The 19,314-nt window shown below is 74.3% G+C and carries 16 protein-coding genes and 2 riboswitches; of the genes, 12 read left to right on the top strand and 4 right to left on the bottom strand.

Annotated elements, in window-relative coordinates; all coding sequences use genetic code 11:
* The first annotated feature begins 238 nt into the window (after positions 1 to 238).
* Positions 239 to 356, top strand: a riboswitch (SAM riboswitch).
* Positions 357 to 407: 51 nt separating this feature from the next.
* Entirely contained in the window at positions 408 to 1,805 is a 1,398-nt protein-coding gene (locus tag ACFWIC_RS29400; protein WP_329882194.1) for an aminotransferase class V-fold PLP-dependent enzyme, read from the top strand.
* Between the two features lie 28 nt (positions 1,806 to 1,833).
* Here the strand turns inward: ACFWIC_RS29400 and ACFWIC_RS29395 are convergent, their stop codons facing one another.
* Together ACFWIC_RS29395 and ACFWIC_RS29390 are read right to left on the bottom strand one after the other, a co-directional pair.
* Positions 1,834 to 2,115 (bottom strand): Lrp/AsnC ligand binding domain-containing protein, encoded by a 282-nt coding sequence (locus tag ACFWIC_RS29395; protein WP_327676407.1) that lies wholly within the window; start codon positions 2,113 to 2,115, stop codon positions 1,834 to 1,836.
* Positions 2,116 to 2,156: 41 nt separating this feature from the next.
* Positions 2,157 to 2,957 (bottom strand): rhomboid family intramembrane serine protease, encoded by an 801-nt coding sequence (locus ACFWIC_RS29390; protein WP_380353418.1) that lies wholly within the window; start codon positions 2,955 to 2,957, stop codon positions 2,157 to 2,159.
* A gap of 202 nt (positions 2,958 to 3,159) precedes the next feature.
* On the opposite strand from ACFWIC_RS29390, the gene ACFWIC_RS29385 reads away from it, so the two are divergent.
* From ACFWIC_RS29385 to ACFWIC_RS29360, 6 genes are all read left to right on the top strand, one after another.
* Positions 3,160 to 3,429, top strand: a complete 270-nt coding sequence (locus tag ACFWIC_RS29385) for a hypothetical protein (RefSeq protein ID WP_329952005.1) — start codon at positions 3,160 to 3,162, stop codon at positions 3,427 to 3,429.
* 377 nt (positions 3,430 to 3,806) lie between these two features.
* Entirely contained in the window at positions 3,807 to 5,207 is a 1,401-nt protein-coding gene (locus tag ACFWIC_RS29380; RefSeq protein ID WP_380353495.1) for an NYN domain-containing protein, read from the top strand.
* 212 nt (positions 5,208 to 5,419) lie between these two features.
* Positions 5,420 to 6,463, top strand: a complete 1,044-nt coding sequence (locus ACFWIC_RS29375) for an NlpC/P60 family protein (RefSeq protein WP_329882191.1) — start codon at positions 5,420 to 5,422, stop codon at positions 6,461 to 6,463.
* A 364-nt stretch (positions 6,464 to 6,827) separates the two neighbouring features.
* Positions 6,828 to 6,980, top strand: a riboswitch (cyclic di-AMP (ydaO/yuaA leader).
* 10 nt (positions 6,981 to 6,990) lie between these two features.
* Positions 6,991 to 8,184, top strand: coding sequence for an NlpC/P60 family protein (locus tag ACFWIC_RS29370; protein ID WP_380353415.1), 1,194 nt, complete (start codon positions 6,991 to 6,993; stop codon positions 8,182 to 8,184).
* A 228-nt stretch (positions 8,185 to 8,412) separates the two neighbouring features.
* Positions 8,413 to 9,477 (top strand): NlpC/P60 family protein, encoded by a 1,065-nt coding sequence (locus ACFWIC_RS29365; protein WP_329882190.1) that lies wholly within the window; start codon positions 8,413 to 8,415, stop codon positions 9,475 to 9,477.
* 68 nt (positions 9,478 to 9,545) lie between these two features.
* Positions 9,546 to 10,664, top strand: a complete 1,119-nt coding sequence (locus ACFWIC_RS29360; protein WP_380520417.1) for a hypothetical protein — start codon at positions 9,546 to 9,548, stop codon at positions 10,662 to 10,664.
* A 51-nt stretch (positions 10,665 to 10,715) separates the two neighbouring features.
* On the opposite strand, the gene ACFWIC_RS29355 is transcribed toward ACFWIC_RS29360, so the two are convergent.
* Positions 10,716 to 12,140: a glycosyltransferase family 87 protein gene (locus ACFWIC_RS29355; protein ID WP_329952008.1), complete on the bottom strand. Its 1,425-nt coding sequence runs from the start codon at positions 12,138 to 12,140 to the stop codon at positions 10,716 to 10,718.
* A gap of 244 nt (positions 12,141 to 12,384) precedes the next feature.
* Here ACFWIC_RS29355 and ACFWIC_RS29350 point away from each other — a divergent pair, with 244 nt between their 5' ends.
* Positions 12,385 to 13,521 (top strand): glycosyltransferase family 4 protein, encoded by a 1,137-nt coding sequence (locus ACFWIC_RS29350; protein ID WP_380353409.1) that lies wholly within the window; start codon positions 12,385 to 12,387, stop codon positions 13,519 to 13,521.
* 78 nt (positions 13,522 to 13,599) lie between these two features.
* On the opposite strand, the gene ACFWIC_RS29345 is transcribed toward ACFWIC_RS29350, so the two are convergent.
* On the bottom strand, positions 13,600 to 15,393 hold the full coding sequence (locus ACFWIC_RS29345) for an AMP-dependent synthetase/ligase (protein WP_329952010.1): 1,794 nt from the start codon (positions 15,391 to 15,393) through the stop codon (positions 13,600 to 13,602).
* Positions 15,394 to 15,735: 342 nt separating this feature from the next.
* On the opposite strand from ACFWIC_RS29345, the gene ACFWIC_RS29340 reads away from it, so the two are divergent.
* From ACFWIC_RS29340 to ACFWIC_RS29325, 4 genes are all read left to right on the top strand, one after another.
* Complete coding sequence (locus ACFWIC_RS29340) at positions 15,736 to 16,206, top strand: SRPBCC family protein (RefSeq protein WP_329952011.1); 471 nt, start codon at positions 15,736 to 15,738, stop codon at positions 16,204 to 16,206.
* A 26-nt stretch (positions 16,207 to 16,232) separates the two neighbouring features.
* Positions 16,233 to 17,408 (top strand): ArsA-related P-loop ATPase, encoded by a 1,176-nt coding sequence (locus ACFWIC_RS29335; RefSeq protein ID WP_329952012.1) that lies wholly within the window; start codon positions 16,233 to 16,235, stop codon positions 17,406 to 17,408.
* Positions 17,409 to 17,493: 85 nt separating this feature from the next.
* Positions 17,494 to 17,982, top strand: a complete 489-nt coding sequence (locus ACFWIC_RS29330) for a DUF5304 family protein (RefSeq protein WP_380520416.1) — start codon at positions 17,494 to 17,496, stop codon at positions 17,980 to 17,982.
* A 303-nt stretch (positions 17,983 to 18,285) separates the two neighbouring features.
* Positions 18,286 to 19,230 (top strand): ROK family glucokinase, encoded by a 945-nt coding sequence (locus ACFWIC_RS29325; protein ID WP_329952014.1) that lies wholly within the window; start codon positions 18,286 to 18,288, stop codon positions 19,228 to 19,230.
* Positions 19,231 to 19,314 lie beyond the last annotated feature (84 nt).

The raw sequence follows: 19,314 nt of genomic DNA, 5'->3' as shown, positions 1-19,314 counted from the left end.
AAACGCTCGGCTGGGAAACCCCAGCCGAGCGTCTGGCTAAACTCCTCGCGGCCTAGACAACCGACCGCGTGTTGCAACGACCGCTAGAAACCGCCGTCTCCCGCCGGCCTTTCGCGTTCCCGGCCGCGACCCGGGCCGGCCGGGCCGCAGCCCGGTCCGCCGACCGCTGCCCGGACGGCCGTCCGGGATGTGGACCCGTGTTTGACCACGGGACGGACGCGACCTAGAGTCTTCGCCAGGTCATGAGTGACAGCATCAAGCCCCAGCTGGCTGTCCGGCAACCCTCCGTCCGTGGCGGGGTGCCCTGGGTGAGGACCGGGTCATGCGGCAATCCGTCCGCGTGACAAGCGCGGACGCCGGACGAGGTGTACTCCCGGGGTCCAGGCCCGTAGAAGGAGTGCATCCCCATGTCCCTTTCCTCCCAGTTCCCGGCCGCCGTCCTCGACCAGACCGACGCCGCGCAGCCGCTCCTCGCCGTCCTCGGCCACGACGTCCAGGTCCCGCTCGCCACCGGTGAGAAGGTCGGCTACGCGGCGCTCGACTACGCCGCCAGCTCCCCGGCGCTCCAGCGGGTCTGGGACGACGTCGCCGCCTACGCCCCGTACTACGGCAGCGTGCACCGCGGCGCCGGGTACCTCTCGCAGCTCTCCACCGACCTGTTCGAGCAGAGCCGCCGCACCGTCACCGAGTTCCTGGACCTGCGCGAGGGCGACCAGGTGGTCTTCACCCGCGCCACCACCGACTCGCTGAACCTGCTGGCCGCCGCCGTCCCGGCCGGCACCCGGGTGTTCGCGTTCGAGACCGAGCACCACGCCTCGCTGCTGCCCTGGGCGCACGCCGGCCTGGCCGTCACCTACCTGCGCGCCCCGCGCTCGCACGCCGAGGCGGTCGCCGCCTTCGACGCCGCGCTGGCCGAGTCGCCCGAGGGCCCCAAGCTGCTCTGTGTCACCGGCGCCTCGAACGTCACCGGCGAGCTGTGGCCGGTCGCCGAGCTGACCCGGACCGCCCACCGCCACGGCGCCCGGGTGGTGCTGGACGCCGCACAGCTGGCCCCGCACCACCGCGTCTCGGTGCGCGAGCTGGACGTGGACTGGATCGCCTTCTCCGGGCACAAGCTGTACGCGCCGTTCGGCGCCGGTGTGCTGGCCGGCCGCTCCGACTGGCTGGACGCGGCCGAGCCGTACCTGGCCGGCGGCGGCGCCACCCGGACGGTGGCCCGCGAGGAGGACGGCTCGGTCGCCGTGCAGTGGCACACCGGCCCGGCCCGGCACGAGGCCGGCTCCCCGAACGTGATCGGCGCGTACGCGATCGCCTCCGCCTGCCGGGCCCTGACCGAGGCCGGCTTCGACGCGCTGGAGGCCCGCGAGCGCGTGCTGGTCGAGCGGCTGAAGGCCGGACTGGCGGAGATCCCGCAGGTCAAGGTGCTCAACCTGTTCGGCCCGGAGTCGGCCCGGGTGGGCGTGCTCTCCTTCGTCGTCCAGGACTGGAACAGCTCGCACTTCTCGGCCGCGCTCTCCGCCGAGTACGGCATCGGCGTGCGCGACGGCCTGTTCTGTGCGCACCCGCTGCTCCGCACCCTGCTCGGCGACGAGGACGTCGCGCCGTCCGAGTGCGGTGCGCCCGAGCCCTCGCTGCCGGGCGAGCGCAGCCTGAACGCGATCCGCGTGAGCTTCGGCGCGGGCACCCCGGACGAGCACATCGACCGGTTCCTGACCGCCGTCCGCGACCTGGTCACGGACGGGGCGGCCTGGAACTACCGCAACGAGGGCGGCCGTTGCGTCGCGGACACCCGTCGGGGAGCCTGACGGAGCGCCGGCCGGGCGCCCGACGGGGTCAGGCGTCGAGGCCGATCGCGAAGGCGGCCTCCAGGTCGTGCTGGGAGTAGGTGCGGAAGGCGATCTGGGTCTCGGTGTGGGCCACGCCCGGGACCTTGTTGAGCCGGCCGGGGATCACCTCGGCGAGGTCGTCGTGCCGCCGCACCCGCACCATCGCGACCAGGTCGTACCCGCCGGTCACCGAGTAGACCTCGCTGACGCCCTCGATGGCGGCGATCGCCTCGGCGATCTCCGGGATGCGGTCGACGCTGGTCTTGATCAGGACGATGGCGGTGATCACGGTGCGAGCTCCTTTGTGAGGTGCCGCCAGCGTATCGGGCGTCAGCCGGACGGTCGCGGGCGGCGGGCGGCCCGGGGGCGGCGCTCGGCCAGGGTGCAGGCGTAGAGGAAGCCGGCCGCGAAGCCGATCACGTGCACCAGGTAGGCGACCCCCGGCCCCGCCGAATGGACCGACCACCACTGCAGGGCGAACCAGAGCCCGAGCACCAGCCAGGCCGGGAACCGCAGCGGGAGGAAGAGCAGCAGCGGGACGAGCGTGGTGACCCGGGCCCGCGGGTGCAGGCGGAGGTAGGCGCCGAGAACGGCCGAGATCGCCCCGGAGGCGCCGATCAGCACCCGGGTCGAGTCCGCCGTGTGCGCCTCGGCGAGCGCGAAGCCGTAGGTGGCCACCGCCCCGGCCGCCAGGTAGAAGAGGACGAACCGGGGGCGGCCGAGCCGCCGTTCGACGGTCGGGCCGAAGACGTGGAGGAAGAGCAGGTTGCCCAGCAGGTGCAGCCAGCCGCCGTGCAGGAAGAGCGCGCTGAGCACCGAGAGCGCCGGGTGCTTCCCCGGGGTCGGCGCGGCCGGGCAGCCGGGCACCGGGTCGGGGGCCTCGGCCAGCTGTTCGGCGGTGAGCGGATGCCCGGCCAGCAGTTCGGCCGGCACGGCCCCCCAGCGCTGTTCGTAGCGCTGCTCGGCACAGACCCGGGCCTGGTCGCGCCCGTACAGCGGATTGAGTCCGGCGGCCGGCCCGAACAGGAAGACCACGGTGTTGAGCGCGATCAGCGCGTAGCAGACGGCCGGAGCGGCGGCGGCCGGTCGGCCGTCGCGCGCACCGGCGTGGTCGAGGACCGGGATCGCCATGCCGCCTAGCATCCCTCCGGCGGACCGGGCGGGACCGCGTCGTTACGGCAGGTGGCCCAAGGCGGTGATCGCCGTGACCGGTGGTCACGAAGGTTGCCCCAGGCAATAGGCTTGGGGCGGGCCTTCCCGCCTCCCGCCGCCGACGCCGGGGCTCCGGGGGGAGCGCCTGAGCCCGTCCAGGGACCACCCGAGAGGACCCCCGATGACTGTCCCCGCTCTGACCGCCGAGACGCGCTGGCGCTGCACGCTCTGCGGAAACCTGACCCGTTTCGACGTCACCCGCACCGCCCGGGTGACCGAGTTCCTCCACTTCGACCTGGCCGGCGATTCCAAGGTCGAGGAGACCCAGGTCCTCAGCGAGACCGTCGAGTCGGTGCGATGCCGCTGGTGCAACGCGGTGGACCAGGTCGAGCTGGTCGCCCGCCCGGGTGCGGCGGACGCCGGGCCCGAGGTCGTCGGCGAGCAGGGCTGATGCCCCGCCCGTGCGGTGGACGGCACACGGCGTGGCGGTCCACCGCACGGGACAATACAGAGAGAACGCACGGGGTGTGACGCGGGTGCCGGCCGCCGGCCGTCGCCCGCTGGACCAGGATCGGAGCCGAGGACGTGGTGGACGCAGCGAAGGAGCCCGCCGGGCCGCAGGGGCAGCAGCCCGCTGTGGACGCGCAGGCGCCGGACGCGGCCGTGGCCGCTCCCTTCGGTTCCGGCGCCGCGGCCGAGGTGGCCGGCGGTGAGGAGCCCGGTGGCGGTGACGAACCGGCGGCAGCCGTCGACGGGCCGGGCGGGCCGGGCGAGCAGGGTGGGCACGACGGGCCCTCCGGTGCCGGTGGGGCGGGCGACCGTGACGGGCTGACGCCGTCGACGGCGGAGGAGCCGTCCGGCGAACGGCCCACCGAGACGCCTGCCGATGCGCCTGCCGATGCGCCCGCTGAGACGCCTGCCGAGAAGCTGGACCGGCCGCTGCCCGAGGGGGTGCGCCGACGGGTGGTCGGCCTGGCCGCCGACGCGCTCGGCGGGCTGCCGCTCGGCGAGCTGCCCCAGTCGCTGCGCCAGTACGCCAAGTTCACCCCGGCCCGTCGGGCCAAGTACGCGGCCACCGCGCTGGCCGCCGCGCTGGAGTCCGAGCCGGCCTTCCGCGTGCGGATAGCGGAGCGGCTGCGGCTGGGCCAACCCGATCTGGTCCGGGCGCTGGAGTCGGGCACCGTTCCGGGTGCCGCCGATCCGATGGACGTGGCCGCGGCCGCGTACCTGGTCCGGTCGGCGGGCTGGAGCCGCCTGGTCGCGGAGGCGGGCGAGGAGGCCGAGCGGGCCGGCGCCGAAGGTGCGGCGGCCGAGGCGGCCCGGCTGGTGGAGAAGCTGCAGGCCGAGCTGGCCGAGGTGCGGGCCGCCGCCCGTGCCGACCTCGACCGGCAGCGGAGCGAGTCGGAGGACGTCCGCAAGGAGGCCGAGTCGCTGCGCCGGAAGGTCCGTTCGCTGGAGAGCGACACCCGCCGGGCGCAGGCCGAGACCCGCAAGCTGGCCGTCGAGTTCGAGGCGGTCAAGGCGCAGGCGGCGGCCGAGCGGAGTGCCGGCGAGAGCGAGACGCGGCGGCTGCGGCACCGGGTGTCGGAACTGGAGACCGCCGTCGAGCAGGGCCGCCGGTCGGCCCGCGAGGGGCGCAGCGTCGAGGACATGCGGCTGCGGCTGCTGCTGGACGCCGTCCTCCAGTCGGCCCAGGGGCTGCAGCGGGAGCTGGCGCTCCCGGTGTCCCAGATCCGTCCGGCGGACCTGGTGGAGGCGGTGGTGCCGGGTTCGGCCTCGCCGCACGACGTGGCGCGGCGCGGTCTGGCGGAGGACGACCCGGCGCTGCTGGACCAGCTGCTGGCGATCCCGCAGGTCCATCTGGTGGTGGACGGCTACAACGTGACCAAGACGGGCTACCCGACGCTGCCGTTGGAGCAGCAGCGGATCCGGCTGCTGGGCGGGCTGGCGATGCTGGCGCAGCGCACCCAGGCGGAGGTCACCTGCGTGTTCGACGGGCAGGACCTGGACGTGCCGGTGATCATGGCGCCGCCGCGCGGCGTGCGGGTGCGGTTCAGCCGAACGGGGGAGACGGCGGACGAGCTGATCCGCCGGTTGGTGCGGGCCGAGCCGCAGGGGCGCCCGGTGGTGGTGGTCTCCACCGACCGGGAGGTCGCGGAGGGCGTACGGAAGGCGGGCGCGCGCCCTGTAGCCTCCGTTCTGCTGCTCAATCGGCTGGCCCGGCCGTAGCCGTGCGCCGGTTCCGAGCGGGCGGGAATGACGCCTGGTCAGCGCCGGGATTGCGGCGATGTGAGGGTCTCGTGAAGTCAGGGAGTGGGGGACGGGTTCACGCCAACGGGGGAGTGGCGCAAAGCATGGATCTTCACTAGTGTCTGGCGTCAAACCTATTTTCCGGATTCTCACCCGTTCAGGTGAGTCCATTGGAAGAAGGAGCCGGTCTTTTGGCCTCCCACCGCCGTCCCAAGCAGCCGAGCCGCGCGCGAGTCACCGTGCTCACCGCGGCCGCTGCGACCGCGGTCGCTCTCTCCGCCCAGGTCGCCGCTCACGCCGCGCCGAGCCCGTCGCCCAAGAAGGACGACGTCAAGGCGCAGATCGACCAGCTGCAGGAGGAGGCCGAACAGGCCACCGAGCGATTCAACGGCGCCAAGGAGCGGGCCGACCAGCTGCGCAAGCAGGCTGACCAGCTCCAGGACCAGGTGGCCCGCGGTCAGGAGCAGATGACCCAGCTTCAGGCCGGGCTGGCCGAGGTCGCGGGTGCGCAGTACCGCACCGGCGGCATCGACCCGTCGGTCCAGCTGATGCTCTCCTCCGACCCGTCCGGCTACCTGGACAAGGCCAGCAGCGTGCAGCAGGCCAGCTCCAGCCAGGCCGAGGCGCTCAAGGGGCTCCAGGACCAGCAGCGCCGGCTGGACCAGCAGAAGGTCGAGGCGGCCGCCGTCCTGGCCTCGCTGGACACCACCACCAAGGACCTGAACCAGTCCAAGGCGGAGGTGAACAAGAAGCTCAAGGAGGCCCAGGACCTGCTGAACTCGCTCAGCGCCGCCGACCGTGCGGCCCTGAAGGCGGCCCAGCAGCAGGCCGACCGCGCCTCGCGCGGGACCGAGCGCCCGGACCTGGGTGAGCTCCCGAAGGCCTCCGGCATGGCCGGCTCCGCGGTGGCCCTCGCGATGGCCCAGCAGGGCAAGCCGTACGGCTGGGGTTCCACCGGCCCGAACAGCTTCGACTGCTCGGGGCTCATGGTCTGGGCGTACGGCAAGGCCGGGGTCTCGCTGCCGCGTACCTCGCAGGCCCAGGGCAACTACGGCACCCGGGTGCCGTCGCTCGCCGAGGCGCAGCCCGGTGACCTGATCATCTACCGCGACGACCGCAGCCACGTCGCGATGTACATCGGCAACGGCATGGTGGTGCACGCACCCCGCACCGGTGACGTGATCAAGGTGATGAAGGCCGACGGGATGAAGATCAACACGATCCGCCGCGTTTGACGCGCGGGGGTGTCCGGCCGTTTGACGGTCCGCCACGACACGCCCGCGGGCCCGCCGAAGGCCCTGTGATCCGCGCCACCTCCGAACGGGGGTGGCGCGGGTGTTTCGGCCGCCGGTTCGACCGAGAGGTGAGGAACGATCAGCTCCGTGTACGGCGCTGGTCACACCCGGTCATATTCACAAATGAACTTCGGTATTCTTCTAGCTTTTTTCCGACAAGGATTTGAACGGATCACGGATCTGTTACTAGGGTCGTACCTCGAACCACCGCACAGTCGATCACCCAGTCCGGGTGGCGGCGGTGGTTCCCGCCGAGTTCGTGAAACAGCGGGACGGGCAGTCGCCCGTCCGAGTGAGAGCCCAGCAGTCGGGGGCGCTGTGGAGTGGAGCCGGGGAACCACGTTCCTCCGGGGTGAATCGGCGCCAGGTCGGTCGCGTGAGCGGCCGGTGAGGCGTCGTAGGGCACGCTTCCGCCCGAACCCGTCAGCTCACCCGGTAGGCGGATGAGGAAGAAGGAGTCCGCCTTCGTGGCGTCCCATCGTCGTCCCAAGCCCGCCGGCCGCACCCGGGTCTCGATCATGACCGGCCTCGCCGCCGCGGCCGTCGCCCTTTCCGCGCAGTCCGGCGCCCACGCCGACCCGACGCCGACCAAGGACCAGGTCAAGGAGCAGGTCGACCAGCTCAACGAGCAGGCCGAGATCGCCACCGAGAAGCTCAACGGCGCCCAGGCCAAGCAGCAGGAGCTGCAGAAGCAGGTCGGCGACCTCCAGGACAAGGTGGCCCGTCAGCAGGCTGTGGTGACCGAGGCGCAGGGCGGCCTCGCCGAGATCGCCGGCGAGCAGTACCGCACCGGCGGCATATCGCAGACCGTCCAGCTGGTGCTCTCCTCCAGCCCGGACAACTTCCTCAACCAGGCCGACGCCCTGAACCAGGCCGGTTCGACCCAGTCCGGCGCGCTGAAGGAGCTCCAGGAGCAGCAGCGCAGGCTCGACCAGGACCGCACCGAGACCCAGAACAAGCTCGGCGAGCTGGAGGCCACCACCCAGCAGCTGAAGACCTCCAAGGAGGAGGTCCAGGCCAAGCTGACGAAGGCCCAGGACCTGTTCAACACCCTCAGCGAGCAGGAGCGCCTGGCGATCCGCGCGGCCGAGGAGAAGGCCGCCGCCGAGGCCAAGGCGAAGGCGGACGCCGCCAAGGCCGAGGCCGCCAAGGTCGCCAAGGCGAAGGCCGACGCCGAGCGCGCCTCCCGCGAGAACGACCGCACCAACCTCAGCGCGCCGTCCGCCCAGGCTCCGTCCACCCAGGCGCCCGCCGCGCCGGCCTCCTCCGCTCCGGCGGCGCCGAAGCCGGCCGCGCCCGCCGCCAACAGCTCGCGCGCCGCCGCCGCGATCGCCGCGGCCGAGAGCAAGCTCGGTGCCCCGTACGTCTACGGCGCCACCGGCCCGAGCAGCTTCGACTGCTCCGGCCTCACCGGCTGGGCCTACGCCCAGGCGGGCGTGTCGCTCCCGCGCACCTCGCAGGCGCAGGCCGGCGCCGGTACCCGGATCGGCTCGGACATCTCCCAGGCCCAGCCCGGCGACCTGGTCATCTTCTACGGCGACCGGCACCACGTCGGCATCTACGTGGGCGGCGGTCAGGTCATCCACGCCCCCAAGCCGGGTGCGTCGGTGCGTTACGAGGCGGCCTCCAACATGCCGGTCAACTCCATCGTGCGCCTCTGATCCCCGATCACGCGGTCCGTACGGGCCCGGTCTCCCCGCGAGGGGAGGCCGGGCCTGCGGCTTTTCCCCCGTTCGGGCTGATGTCCGATTGAGGGTCAAATATTCGGGTTGGGAGGGGTTTGGACTCGGTTGCCCGGACTCGCTAACGTCTGCCACCGGACTCCCGCTTCCAGCCGTCCTCCCCGGGGCGGCGGCGGGCCGTTGCCGCAGGATCGGAGCCGACGCCGCATGCCCGTGCACCGCCGTTCCCCGCTGTCAGGTGCGCACGCCCTCGCCCGGGCGCTGGTGCTCACCGCGGCGGCCACCACCGCGCTGGGTGTGGCGACCGGAGGCACCGCCCAGGCGGCGCCCGGCTCCCCGGACGGGCCCGCCAACCGCAAGGACGTCAAGGCCCAGGTGGAGCAGCTGTACGAGGAGGCCGAGCAGGCCTCCGAGCGGCACAACGCCGCCCAGGAGGCCCAGCAGAAGCTCCAGCACGAGACCGGCACGCTCCAGCAGCAGACCGCCGTCGCCCAGGACGAGCTCAACCAGCTCCGCGGCGACCTCGCGGCGGTGGCCGGCGCCGAGTACCGGGGCGGCGGAATGGCGCAGACCGTGCAGCTGATGCTCTCCGCCGACCCGGCGGGCTACCTCTCCCGGGCCCGCAGCCTCGACCAGGCCGCCGAGCGGCAGAACGAGACGCTCCGCGAGGTGGTCGCCCGGCAGCGCGGACTCGACCAGCGCCGCGCCGAGACGTCCGCCAAGCTCGCCGAGCTGGACCAGACCCGCAAGGCGCTCGCCGAGAGCAAGCAGCAGATCCAGCAGCGGCTGGCCAAGGCGCAGCGGCTCCTCAACAGCCTCGGCGTCGTCGAGCGGGCCCGGCTGGCGGCGCAGGACGCCCGGGAGGCGGAGCAGCGGGCCACGCGCGGCACCGACCGGCTGGACCTCGGGACCGCCCCGCCCGCCTCCGAGCGGGGCGCCGCCGCGCTGGCCGCCGCCGTCAAGATGATCGGCTCGCCCTACGTGTACGGATCCACCGGGCCCAAGGCGTTCGACTGTTCCGGTCTGATGTACTGGAGTTGGCGGCAGGCCGGAGTGACCCTGCCGCGCACCTCGCAGGCCCAGGCGTACGCCGGCCGGCGGGTGGGACTCTCCGAAGCGCGGCCGGGAGACCTGGTGATCTTCTACCGGGACATGCACCACGTCGGGATGTACGCCGGCGGCGGCGTGATCGTGCACGCCCCGTACCCGGGGGCCAAGGTCCGCTACGAGAGCGTCGGCGCGATGCCGGTCGCGGGGGTGATCCGGCTCTGAGCCGCCCCGGCCCCTCCCCGGCCGGCGCCACGGGCGGCGGCCGGACGCTGTCCCGGCGCGGCGCCCTGTTGCTCGCGGCCGCCGGTCTGGCCCAGCTCTCGATGCCCGGGGCCGGCCGGGCCGCTCCGGCGTCGGTCGCGGCCGACGAGCACGCCGAGGTCCTCGCGGCGCTGGACGAGCGGGCCCGGGCACTGACCGCGGGGCCGCCCGCGCTGCCGGTCCGGGCGGTCTACCGCAACCTGCTGCTCGGCCCGGTGGACCCGGCCGGTCGGTGCTCCGCCACCGCCGAGCTGGCGGTCACGGTGACCGGGTACGACGAGCAGCCGGTGGTGTACCCGCGCCGGCTGACGCTGGCCGGGAGTGCCGGGGACCGGCGGGTGGAGCGGGAGGAGGGACTCGACGGCCCGCCCCCGCTCTGGGACCTCGGTGCCGTCCGGGCCGCCGCCGGTGAGCGCTGCCTGGTGCTCGGCCCGGCGGATCCGCCCGCGCTGGCCGGGCTGGCCGCCGCCGGCGACCGTGCCGTCCCGGCGGTCGAGGCGCTCTGGGGCAGCGACTGGGCGGGCCGGCTGCTGTTCCACCTGCCGGCCACCGAGGAGCAGTTCGCCCGGCTGGTGGCGGGCGGCTCGCCCGGCTGGTCCGGGATGGCGGCGGTCACCGTCGCGGCCCCCGGGGCGCCGCGGCACGCCCCGGCCGACCGGATCGTGGTCAACCCCGGGGCGTACGGGCGGCTGAGCGACTTCGGCCGGCAGGTGGTGACGACGCACGAGGCGGTGCACGTGGCCACCCGCGCCGACACCCGGGCCTGGACGCCGCTCTGGCTCTCCGAGGGGGTCGCCGACTGGACCGGGTACCGCGACTCGGGCCGCCCGGCCCGGCGGATAGCCCCCGAGCTGGCCCGGGACGTCGCCGCCGGGAGGGTGCCCGTCGCGCTGCCCGGGGACGGGGACTTCACGGCCGGCGCCGGCGGCATCGCCCAGGCCTACGAGCAGGCCTGGCTGGCCTGTGACCTGATCGCGCGCCGGTACGGGCCGCAGCGGCTGGTGGCGCTCTACCGGGCGGTCGGCGCGGCCGGCCCGGGGACCGACCGGGAGGCGTGGCTGGACGGGCTCCTCCGCGACGGGCTGGGCCTCGGGCTGGCCGAGTTCACCCGGCTCTGGCTCACCGAGGTACGGGGCCTGGCGGGGTAGTCGCGGGCCGCCCGGTGACAGCTGGCCGGAGCCGCCGACCGTCCGCCCCGGTCAGCGTTCGCTGCGGGCGGTGGGCCGGTCGATGCCGTCCAGCAGGTCCTGCTCGTACGCGATGCCCGGGCGGACCGAGTAGGCGGAGGCGGCGGCCGGGACCTGCTCCGGGCGGGGCAGCACCACGGTGGCCGGGAGCCGCTCGGCGCGCCGGGTGGAGCGCCAGAGCCGGACGCAGGAGACCCAGGTGGCGGCCAGCAGCAGCAGGTTGCGCAGGGTCAGCACGGCGATCGCGGTCGGCTTGCTGTCCACCACGTCACCGAAGATCAGCGGGAACTCCACCAGGGTCAGCGGCGTCGCGGCCAGGACGAGCAGGGCGACCGGCCGCTGGCTGGTGCCGCGCACCGTCAGGCAGACCGCGGCCGCGCCGACCAGCCAGACCAGGTACTGCGGGCTGATCACCCGGCTGGTGACGGTGAAGATCAGCAGGGCGGCCAGCGCCGCGTCGTACATGGTGGCCGCGTTCCGCCGGCGGGCGGTGAACCGCCACAGCAGCAGCCAGCCGAAGCCCAGGACCGAGCCGGCCAGCATGACCTTGGAGACCACCGGCACCCACGGTCCGAGCATCTCGACGGAGCCGTAGTTCATCAGCACCTTGCCGTCCCAGGCACCGGCGATCCGGGCGAAGTGGATCGGCAGCGCGCCGACCGACTCCACCTCGATGCCGCGGTCCTTCTGGAACGTCAGGAACCTGAACGCGCCGTTCATCCCGGCGGCCAGCAGGAAGCCGATCGCCGCGGTCGTGGCGGCGGCGGCCGTCCAGGAACGGCGGGTCCGCCGGCCGGACGGGGTGCCGATCAGGCCGAACAGCGGCCAGATCTTGATGATCCCGCCGAGGCCCAGCAGCAGCCCGCCGACGGCCGGACGGCGGATCAGCGCGAGCAGGCCGGCCACCGCGATCGCGGTGACGATCACGTCGTAGCGGTTGTAGATCATCGGGCCGAGCAGCGGTACGCCCGCCACCCAGACCCAGGCGCCGGTCAGCGCCCGGCCCCTGCGCAGGCCGGTGCGGACCAGCAGGGCCATCGCGGCCGCGTCGGCGATCCCGCAGATCACCCAGAACGACACCAGGTACGACCAGGGCAGCAGCCCCGGCAGCATGATCACCAGGGCGGCGCCGGGCGGGTACTGCCAGGTGACGTCGTCGAGCGGGAAGGTGCCGGTCTGCAGGACGCCGTACCAGGCGTGGTAGATGATCCAGACGTCGGCGGTGATGTCCCCGCCGGGCATCCGCAGCACGCCGGTCACCAGGAGCAGCAGCAGCGCCCGGGAGGCCACCCAGCTCCCGCCGAGCGCGAGCAGCGCCCCGGCCCGCCCGGAGGGGCGCGCAGGGCCCTGGACGGGCCCCTGCCGGACCGCCAGCGCCGTGCCGGAGCCGGCGACGCCGATGGGTGAACCGGACTCGGTGGCCGGGGCCAACTCCACTGCGCTCCCTCGTTCGTCTCGGACGTCCCACCGGAGGCGCCGTGCGACGGACGCCCGGGCCGCCGGTGCCGGGCCGGCGCCGTCCGCCGGCCCGGCCGCACCGGCCGCCTAGGTTCTAGGACAGACCCGGGGATGGAACGGTTGCCGTGCGCGGTTCCGTTCCCGGCGGGTCATGGTGTTGACCTATCGTACGGATCACCCAGCGGTACACCGAGCACCCCCCGACCGAGCGAGCCGTCGCCTGATGCACAAGACCTTGATCGTCACCAACGACTTCCCGCCCAGGCCCGGCGGCATCCAGGCCTTCGTCCACAACATGGCCGTCCGTCAGCCCGCAGGGAGCGTCGTCGTGTACGCCTCCAGCTGGCGCGACGGCGGCGAGGTGGCGCGGTTCGACGCCGAGCAGCCGTTCCCGGTGATCCGGGACCGGACGAAGGTGATGGTTCCCACACCCCGGGTCACCCGGCGGGCCGCCGAGATCCTCCGGGCCGAGCGGTGCGACTCGGTCTGGTTCGGCGCCGCCGCCCCGCTCGGCCTGATGGCCCCCGCGCTGCGCCGGGCCGGGGCCGGCCGGCTGCTCGGGATGACCCACGGCCACGAGGCCGCCTGGGCCCAACTGCCGGTCGCCCGGCAGCTGCTGCGCCGGATCGGCGAAGGCACCGACACCCTCACCTACCTCGGCGAGTACACCCGCTCCCGGATCGCCGACGCGGTCGGGCCGACGGCCGCCGCGCGGATGGTGCAGCTGCCGCCCGGCGTGGACGAGCGGACCTTCCACCCGGACTCCGGCGGCGCCGCGGTCCGTGAGCGGCTCGGCCTGGCGGGCCGTCCGGTGGTGGTCTGCGTCTCCCGGCTGGTGCCGCGCAAGGGCCAGGACACCCTGATCGAGGCGATGCCGCAGATCCTCGCCGACGTGCCGGACGCCGTCCTGCTGATCGTCGGCGGGGGCCCGTACCGGGCGGAGCTGGAGAAGCTGGTGGACGCCCGGGGCGTGCGCCCCTCGGTGTGGTTCACCGGCTCGGTGCCCTGGGAGGAGCTGCCCGCCCACTACGGCGCCGGGGACGTCTTCGCCATGCCCTGCCGCACCCGCCGCGGCGGGCTGGACGTCGAGGGCCTCGGCATCGTCTACCTGGAGGCCTCGGCGACCGGGCTGCCGGTGGTGGCCGGGGACTCCGGAGGCGCGCCGGACGCGGTGCTGGAGGGCGAGACCGGCTACGTCGTGCCGGGCGGCTCGCCCGCGGCGGCGGCCGAGCGGATCGTCCGGCTGCTGAAGGACGAGGAACTGCGCCGGAGGATGGGCGAGGCCGGGCGGCGCTGGGTCGACCGCTCCTGGCGCTGGGACCTCCTGGCCGGGCGGCTGACCTCGCTGCTGGCCGGCTGACGCCGCCGGACGGCCCGCCCCGTCGTTCCGAGGGGACGGGCCGTACCGGTGACCGGGCCGGACGGGGGCGGGCGAGTCCTAGCGCTGGTAGATCGACTCGACGTCGGCCGCGAAGTCCTTCAGCACGACGTTCCGCTTGAGCTTGAGCGAGGGCGTCAGGTGGCCGCTCTCCTCGGAGAGGACGGTGTCCAGCAGGCGGAACTTCTTGACGGCCTCGGCGTGCGAGACGGCCGCGTTGCCGTCGTCCACCGCGGACTGCAGGGCGGCCAGCAGGTCCGCGTCCTCGCGCAGCTCGGCCACGGTGGCGGTGGCCGGCTTGCCGTTCAGCTCCTTCCACTTCGGGAAGAAGTCCTCGTCCACGGTGAGCAGGCAGGCGACGAACGGCTTGCGGTCGCCGACCACCATGACCTCGCCGACCAGTGCGTGCGCCCGGATGCGGTCCTCGATCACCGCCGGGGCGACGTTCTTGCCGCCCGCGGTGACGATGATCTCCTTCTTGCGGCCGGTGATGGTGAGGTAGCCCTCGTCGTCCAGCGAACCGAGGTCGCCGGTCGAGATCCAGCCGTCCTTCAGGGTGTCGGCGGTCGCCTGCGGGTTGTTCCAGTAGCCGGTGAACACCTGCGGACCCTTGAACAGCACCTCGCCGTCCTCGGCGATCCGTACGGCGGAGCCGGGCAGCGGCTGGCCGACCGTGCCGATCTTCGGCTTGTCCCACGGGTTGAAGGCGGTGGCCGCGCAGGTCTCGGTCAGGCCGTAGCCCTCCAGCACGGTGAAGCCGATGCCCCGGTAGAAGTGGCCGAGCCGCTCGCCGAGCGGGGCGCCGCCGGAGATCGCGTGGGTCGCACGGCCGCCGAGCGCGGCCCGCAGCTTGCTGTAGACCAGCTTGTCGAAGACCGCGTGCTTCAGCTTGAGCAGCAGCCCGGCGCCGCCGGCGTCCAGCGCCCGGCTGTACGCGATCGCGGTGTCGGCGGCCTTGTCGAAGATCTTGCCCTTGCCGTCGGCCTGGGCCTTGGCGCGCGCCGTGTTGTACACCTTCTCGAAGACCCGCGGCACACCCAGGATCAGGGTCGGGCGGAAGGACGCCAGCTCCGCCGTGACGTCCTTGATGTCGGAGACGTGGCCGAGCTTGATCGGGGCCATCGCCGGGGCGATCTCGGCGATCCGGGCGAGCACGTGCGCGAGCGGCAGGAAGAGCAGGACGGAACTCTCGCCGGTACGGAACAGCGGGGCGAGGCGCTCCACCACGTTGCCGCACTCGGCCAGGAAGTTCGCGTGGGTCAGCTGACAGCCCTTCGGGCGGCCGGTGGTGCCCGAGGTGTAGACGATGGTGGCGACCGAGTCGGCGGTGGCCACCGAGCGGCGCTCGGTGACGGTCGCGTCGGCGACCCTGCGGCCGGCCTCGGCCAGCGCGGCCAGCGCGCCGTCCTCGATCTGCCAGGTGTGCGCCAGCTCCGGCAGCCGCTCGCGGACCGTCTCGACCACCGCGGCGTGCGCGGCGGTCTCGGTCAGGACGGCGACCGCCCCGGAGTCGCCGAGGATCCACTCGACCTGCTCGGCGGAGGAGGTCTCGTACACCGGCACGGTGATCGCGCCGGCCGTCCAGATCGCGAAGTCCAGCAGGGTCCACTCGTACCGGGTGCGGGACATGATGCCCACCCGGTCGCCCGGCCGGATGCCGGTGGCGATCAGGCCCTTCGCGGCGGCGTGCACCTCGACCAGGAACTGGGCGGCGGTCAACTCCTGCCACCGGCCGTCCACCTTGCGGCTGAGCACCACGACCTCGGGGTGCCGCTCGGCGTTCTGGTGCACGAGGTCGGAGAGGTTACCGCCGCTCGGTACCTGGTAGAGGGCCGGAAGGCTGAAGTCGAGCAAGACTGCTCCTCGTTCGCGACGCTGCGGGACGGCAGGACGTTACTGCCCGGTAGGCGGCTTCGACCAGGGGGGTCGGCCCCGGTGTTCGAAGTGTCACACCTTGACCCGTCCGACCAGGTCGGGACCCGGTCGTTCGAATGGCACCCTACGACAGCCCCGGGGTGACCGGCCGGTAGCCACCGGCCCGGCCCAGGAGGGCGACCCCGCCCGCCCTCCGCGGGGCGGGCCGGGCGGCGGACCGCGGGCGGCGGAGATCGCCGGTCGCGATAGCCTGCTCCGGGCGCACCCGACCGAGCAGGCTCGGCCGGGACGGCAGCAAGGGACGACGCGGAGGGCCATTCCATGGCGGAGCACACCAGGTCGAGCATCACCATCGACGCGACCCCGGCGGCGGTCATGGCCGTGATCGCCGACTTCGCCGCCTACCCGGCCTGGACCGGTGAGGTCAAGGAGATCGAGGTGCTGGAGACCGCCGAGAACGGCCGCGCCGCACAGGTCAGGCTGCTGCTCGACGCCGGCGCGATCCGTGACGAGCACGTCCTCGCCTACAACTGGGACGGCGACCGCGAGGTCGGCTGGACGCTGGTGCGCAGCCAGATGCTCCGCTCGCTGGACGGCTCCTACACCCTGGCCCCGCTCGGTACCGACCGCACCGAGGTCACCTACCAGCTCGCCGTGGACGTCAAGATCCCGATGCTCGGCATGATCAAGCGCAAGGCCGAGAAGGTCATCATCGACCGTGCCCTGGCCGGCCTGAAGAAGCGGGTCGAGGACACCGGCACCACCGGCACCACCAGCACCGTCGAGGGCTGACGGCGGGCGAACGGGGGCAGTACGGCATGACGGCGACACGCACCATCCTGGTCAGCGGCGACACGGCGGCACCGACGGTGGCCGCCGCCACCGCCCTGCACGCCGCCCGGCAGGGCCGGCGCACCCTGCTGCTGGCCGCCGACGACCCGCACCGGACCCTGGACGCCGTCCTCGGTACCCGGCTGGAGTCCGCGCCCGAGCCCTACGCGCCCGGCCTCACCGTCGCCCGGATCGACGAGCAGGCCGCCTTCCGGCGCGCCCTCGACGTGGTCGGCGGCCGGCTCAAGCCCGCGCTCGACCTGCTCGGCGCCGATCCGCTCGACCCGGAGGAGCTCACCGCCCTCCCCGGCACCGCACGGCTCGCGCTGCTGCGCGCCCTGCCGGCCGCCGACGCGGACGTGCTGGTCGTGCTCGCCCCGCCGCCCGCCGACCTGATCGCCACCCTGGCCCTGCCCGAGCAGCTGGAGCGCTACCTGGCCCGGCTCGCGCCCGAGCAGCGGCAGGCCGCCCGGGCCCTGCGCCCGCTGCTGGCCGGCCTCGCCGGCGTGCCGATGCCCGCCGACTGGCTGTACGAGGCCCGCGGCAAGGCGGCCGGCGCGCTCGCCGAGGCGCGCGCCGCGATCTCCGCGCCCGGCACCACCGTCCGGCTGGTCACCGCCGCCGACGCCCACCCCTTCGCCGGGCTGCGCCGGATCCGGGCCGGGCTGGCCCTGCACGGCCACCGGCCGGACGCCGTGGTGGTGCACGGTGCGCTGCCGGACGGCGCCGTCGACTCGCCCGACCCGTGGCTGGCCGCGCTGGCCGGCCGCCGCCGGGAGGAGCTGGCCGAACTGGCCGCCGCCTCGGACGGCGTTCCGGTGCTGACCACGGGGTTCGCCGAGGCCACCCTGGAGGCCGTCGCCGACCGCCTCTACGGGGCCGGCCCCGGTCCGGAGCCGCGTCCGGCCGAGCCCTGGACCGTCGAGGACCGGCTGGCCGCCGAGGGGCTGCTGGTCTGGCACCTCGCCCTGCCCGGCTCCGAACGTGCGGACCTCGACCTGGTCCGGCGCGGCGACGAACTGGTGGTCGGACTCGGCGCCCACCGACGGGTGCTCACCCTGCCGTCGGCGCTGCGCCGTTGCACCGTCGCCGGCGCGGGTCTGCACGACGGGGCGCTCACCGTCCGCTTCGCGCCGGATCCGGCGCTCTGGCCCCGGAGCTGAGGCCGGTCGGGGCGTTCCCGGTGGTCCGGTAGCGTCGGGACCGGTGGCCGTGGACGCGGCCACCACAGCTGAGGAGGCGCCCGCGATGACCACCACCGACCGGACCGAGCCCACCAACGAGCAGGACGGCCCAGGCGGGGACGGCCCGCAGGCGCACCCGTTCGGGCCGGAGCTGGGCCCGCTGGTGGACGAGGTCCGCCGGTTCGCCGCCGCCGTCGGGGGGAAGGCGCAGGAGGCGAGCGCCGAGACCCTGATCTCGCTCGCCGGGATGGCCGACCGCCTGCGCGAGAAGCAGCCCGAGGTGTACGGCCACCTCGCCGCCGCGGGCACCGGACTGGCCGCAGCCGGGACCGAGCTGCTCGCCGCCTACCGGGCCGCGGTGGCCGGCCACGAGCACCGCTGGACCGCGGGGGAGCCGGCCCGCAGCGAGCGGGTCGACCTCGACGCTCCCGGCTCGGCCGATGCTCCCGGTACCTCCGACACTCCCGGTACCTCCGACACTCCCGGCACCTCCGACGCTCCCGGCGCGCCCGGGCAGCCGGACGTGCCCGGACGGCCCGGCGCGCCCGAGTAGCCCGGCGCGCCCGACGGTCCGCCGCCTCCCGCCCACCCTCCGCCGCCTCGCGGGCGCTCCGGCCGCCCCGGTCGGGCCCGCCACGCCTGAGGGCCGTCCGACAAGCAGTGAACCCCTGGTCCCGCCCTGGTCATCCGTCGGCTTCGGCCTGTGACGCCACCGGAGAAAATGTACGACTTTTGAAGGGGATCGGGCGCGTCCTGGTCGGATTGTCTTCGGTTAATGTATGCGACGGTGTGTACGGGGGCAGGGTTGGGCGGTAGCGTTCCGTCCAGCGGGATCGAGTGAATAGCTGAGGGACACATGGCTCTGACCATCGGCGTCGACGTCGGCGGGACCAAGATCGCGGCAGGCGTGGTCGACGAGGCCGGCGAGATCCTGGCCCGGACCAGGGTGCCGACCCCGGCCGACCCGCAGTGGGCGGTCGACGCCATCGCGCAGGCCGTGCGCGAGCTCAAGGAGCAGTACCCCGACGTGGCCGCGGCCGGCATCGGCGCCCCCGGCTTCGTGGACCGCGACCGCTCCACGGTGATCTTCGCCCCCAACATCGACTGGGAGGACGAACCGCTGCGCGGCCGGATCGAGGAGCTCACCGGCCTGCCCGCGGTCGTCGAGAACGACGCGAACTGCGCCGCCTGGGCCGAGTACCGCTACGGCGCGGCCGCCGGGCACTCCGACATGGTGCTGATCACCGTCGGCACCGGCATCGGCGGCGGCCTCGTCCTGGACGGCCGGCTGCACCGCGGCCGGTTCGGCGTGGCCGGCGAGATCGGCCACCTCAACATGGTCCCGGACGGCCTGCCCTGCGGCTGCGGCGGCAAGGGCTGCTGGGAGCAGTACGGATCGGGCCGGGCGCTGCGCCGGTACGGCCGGGAGAAGTCGGCCGCCGACCCGCTCCGCGGCAAGCGGATGCTGGAGCTCAACGACGGCGTCGCCGAGACCATCCGCGGCATCCACATCACCCAGGCCGCCGAGGAGGGCGACCCGCTCGCCCTGGAGTGCTACGCCGAGCTGGCCGACTGGCTGGGCCGGGGGATGGCCGACCTCGCCGCGCTCTTCGACCCGGGCGTCTTCGTGCTCGGCGGCGGCGTCTCCGACTCCGGCCGGCTGCTGCTCGACCCGGTCGCCAAGGCCTTCGAGCAGTACCTGACCGGTGGCGTGCACCGCCCCCGCGCCGAGGTGGTGCTCTCGTCGACGGGCTCGGCGGCCGGCATCGCCGGCGCGGCCGACCTGGCCCGCACGATCTGACCCCTCGCTCCTCCGTGCACGGCGGCGGCCCGCCCGGGCCGCCGCCGTCGTGTTTCCGGCCCCCGGGGCCGCGTCCTGCCGTAC

This window comes from Kitasatospora sp. NPDC127035 (assembly GCF_042726075.1).
Classification (GTDB): Bacteria; Actinomycetota; Actinomycetes; order Streptomycetales; family Streptomycetaceae; genus Kitasatospora.
This window is presented reverse-complemented; position numbering and strand designations above follow the sequence as displayed.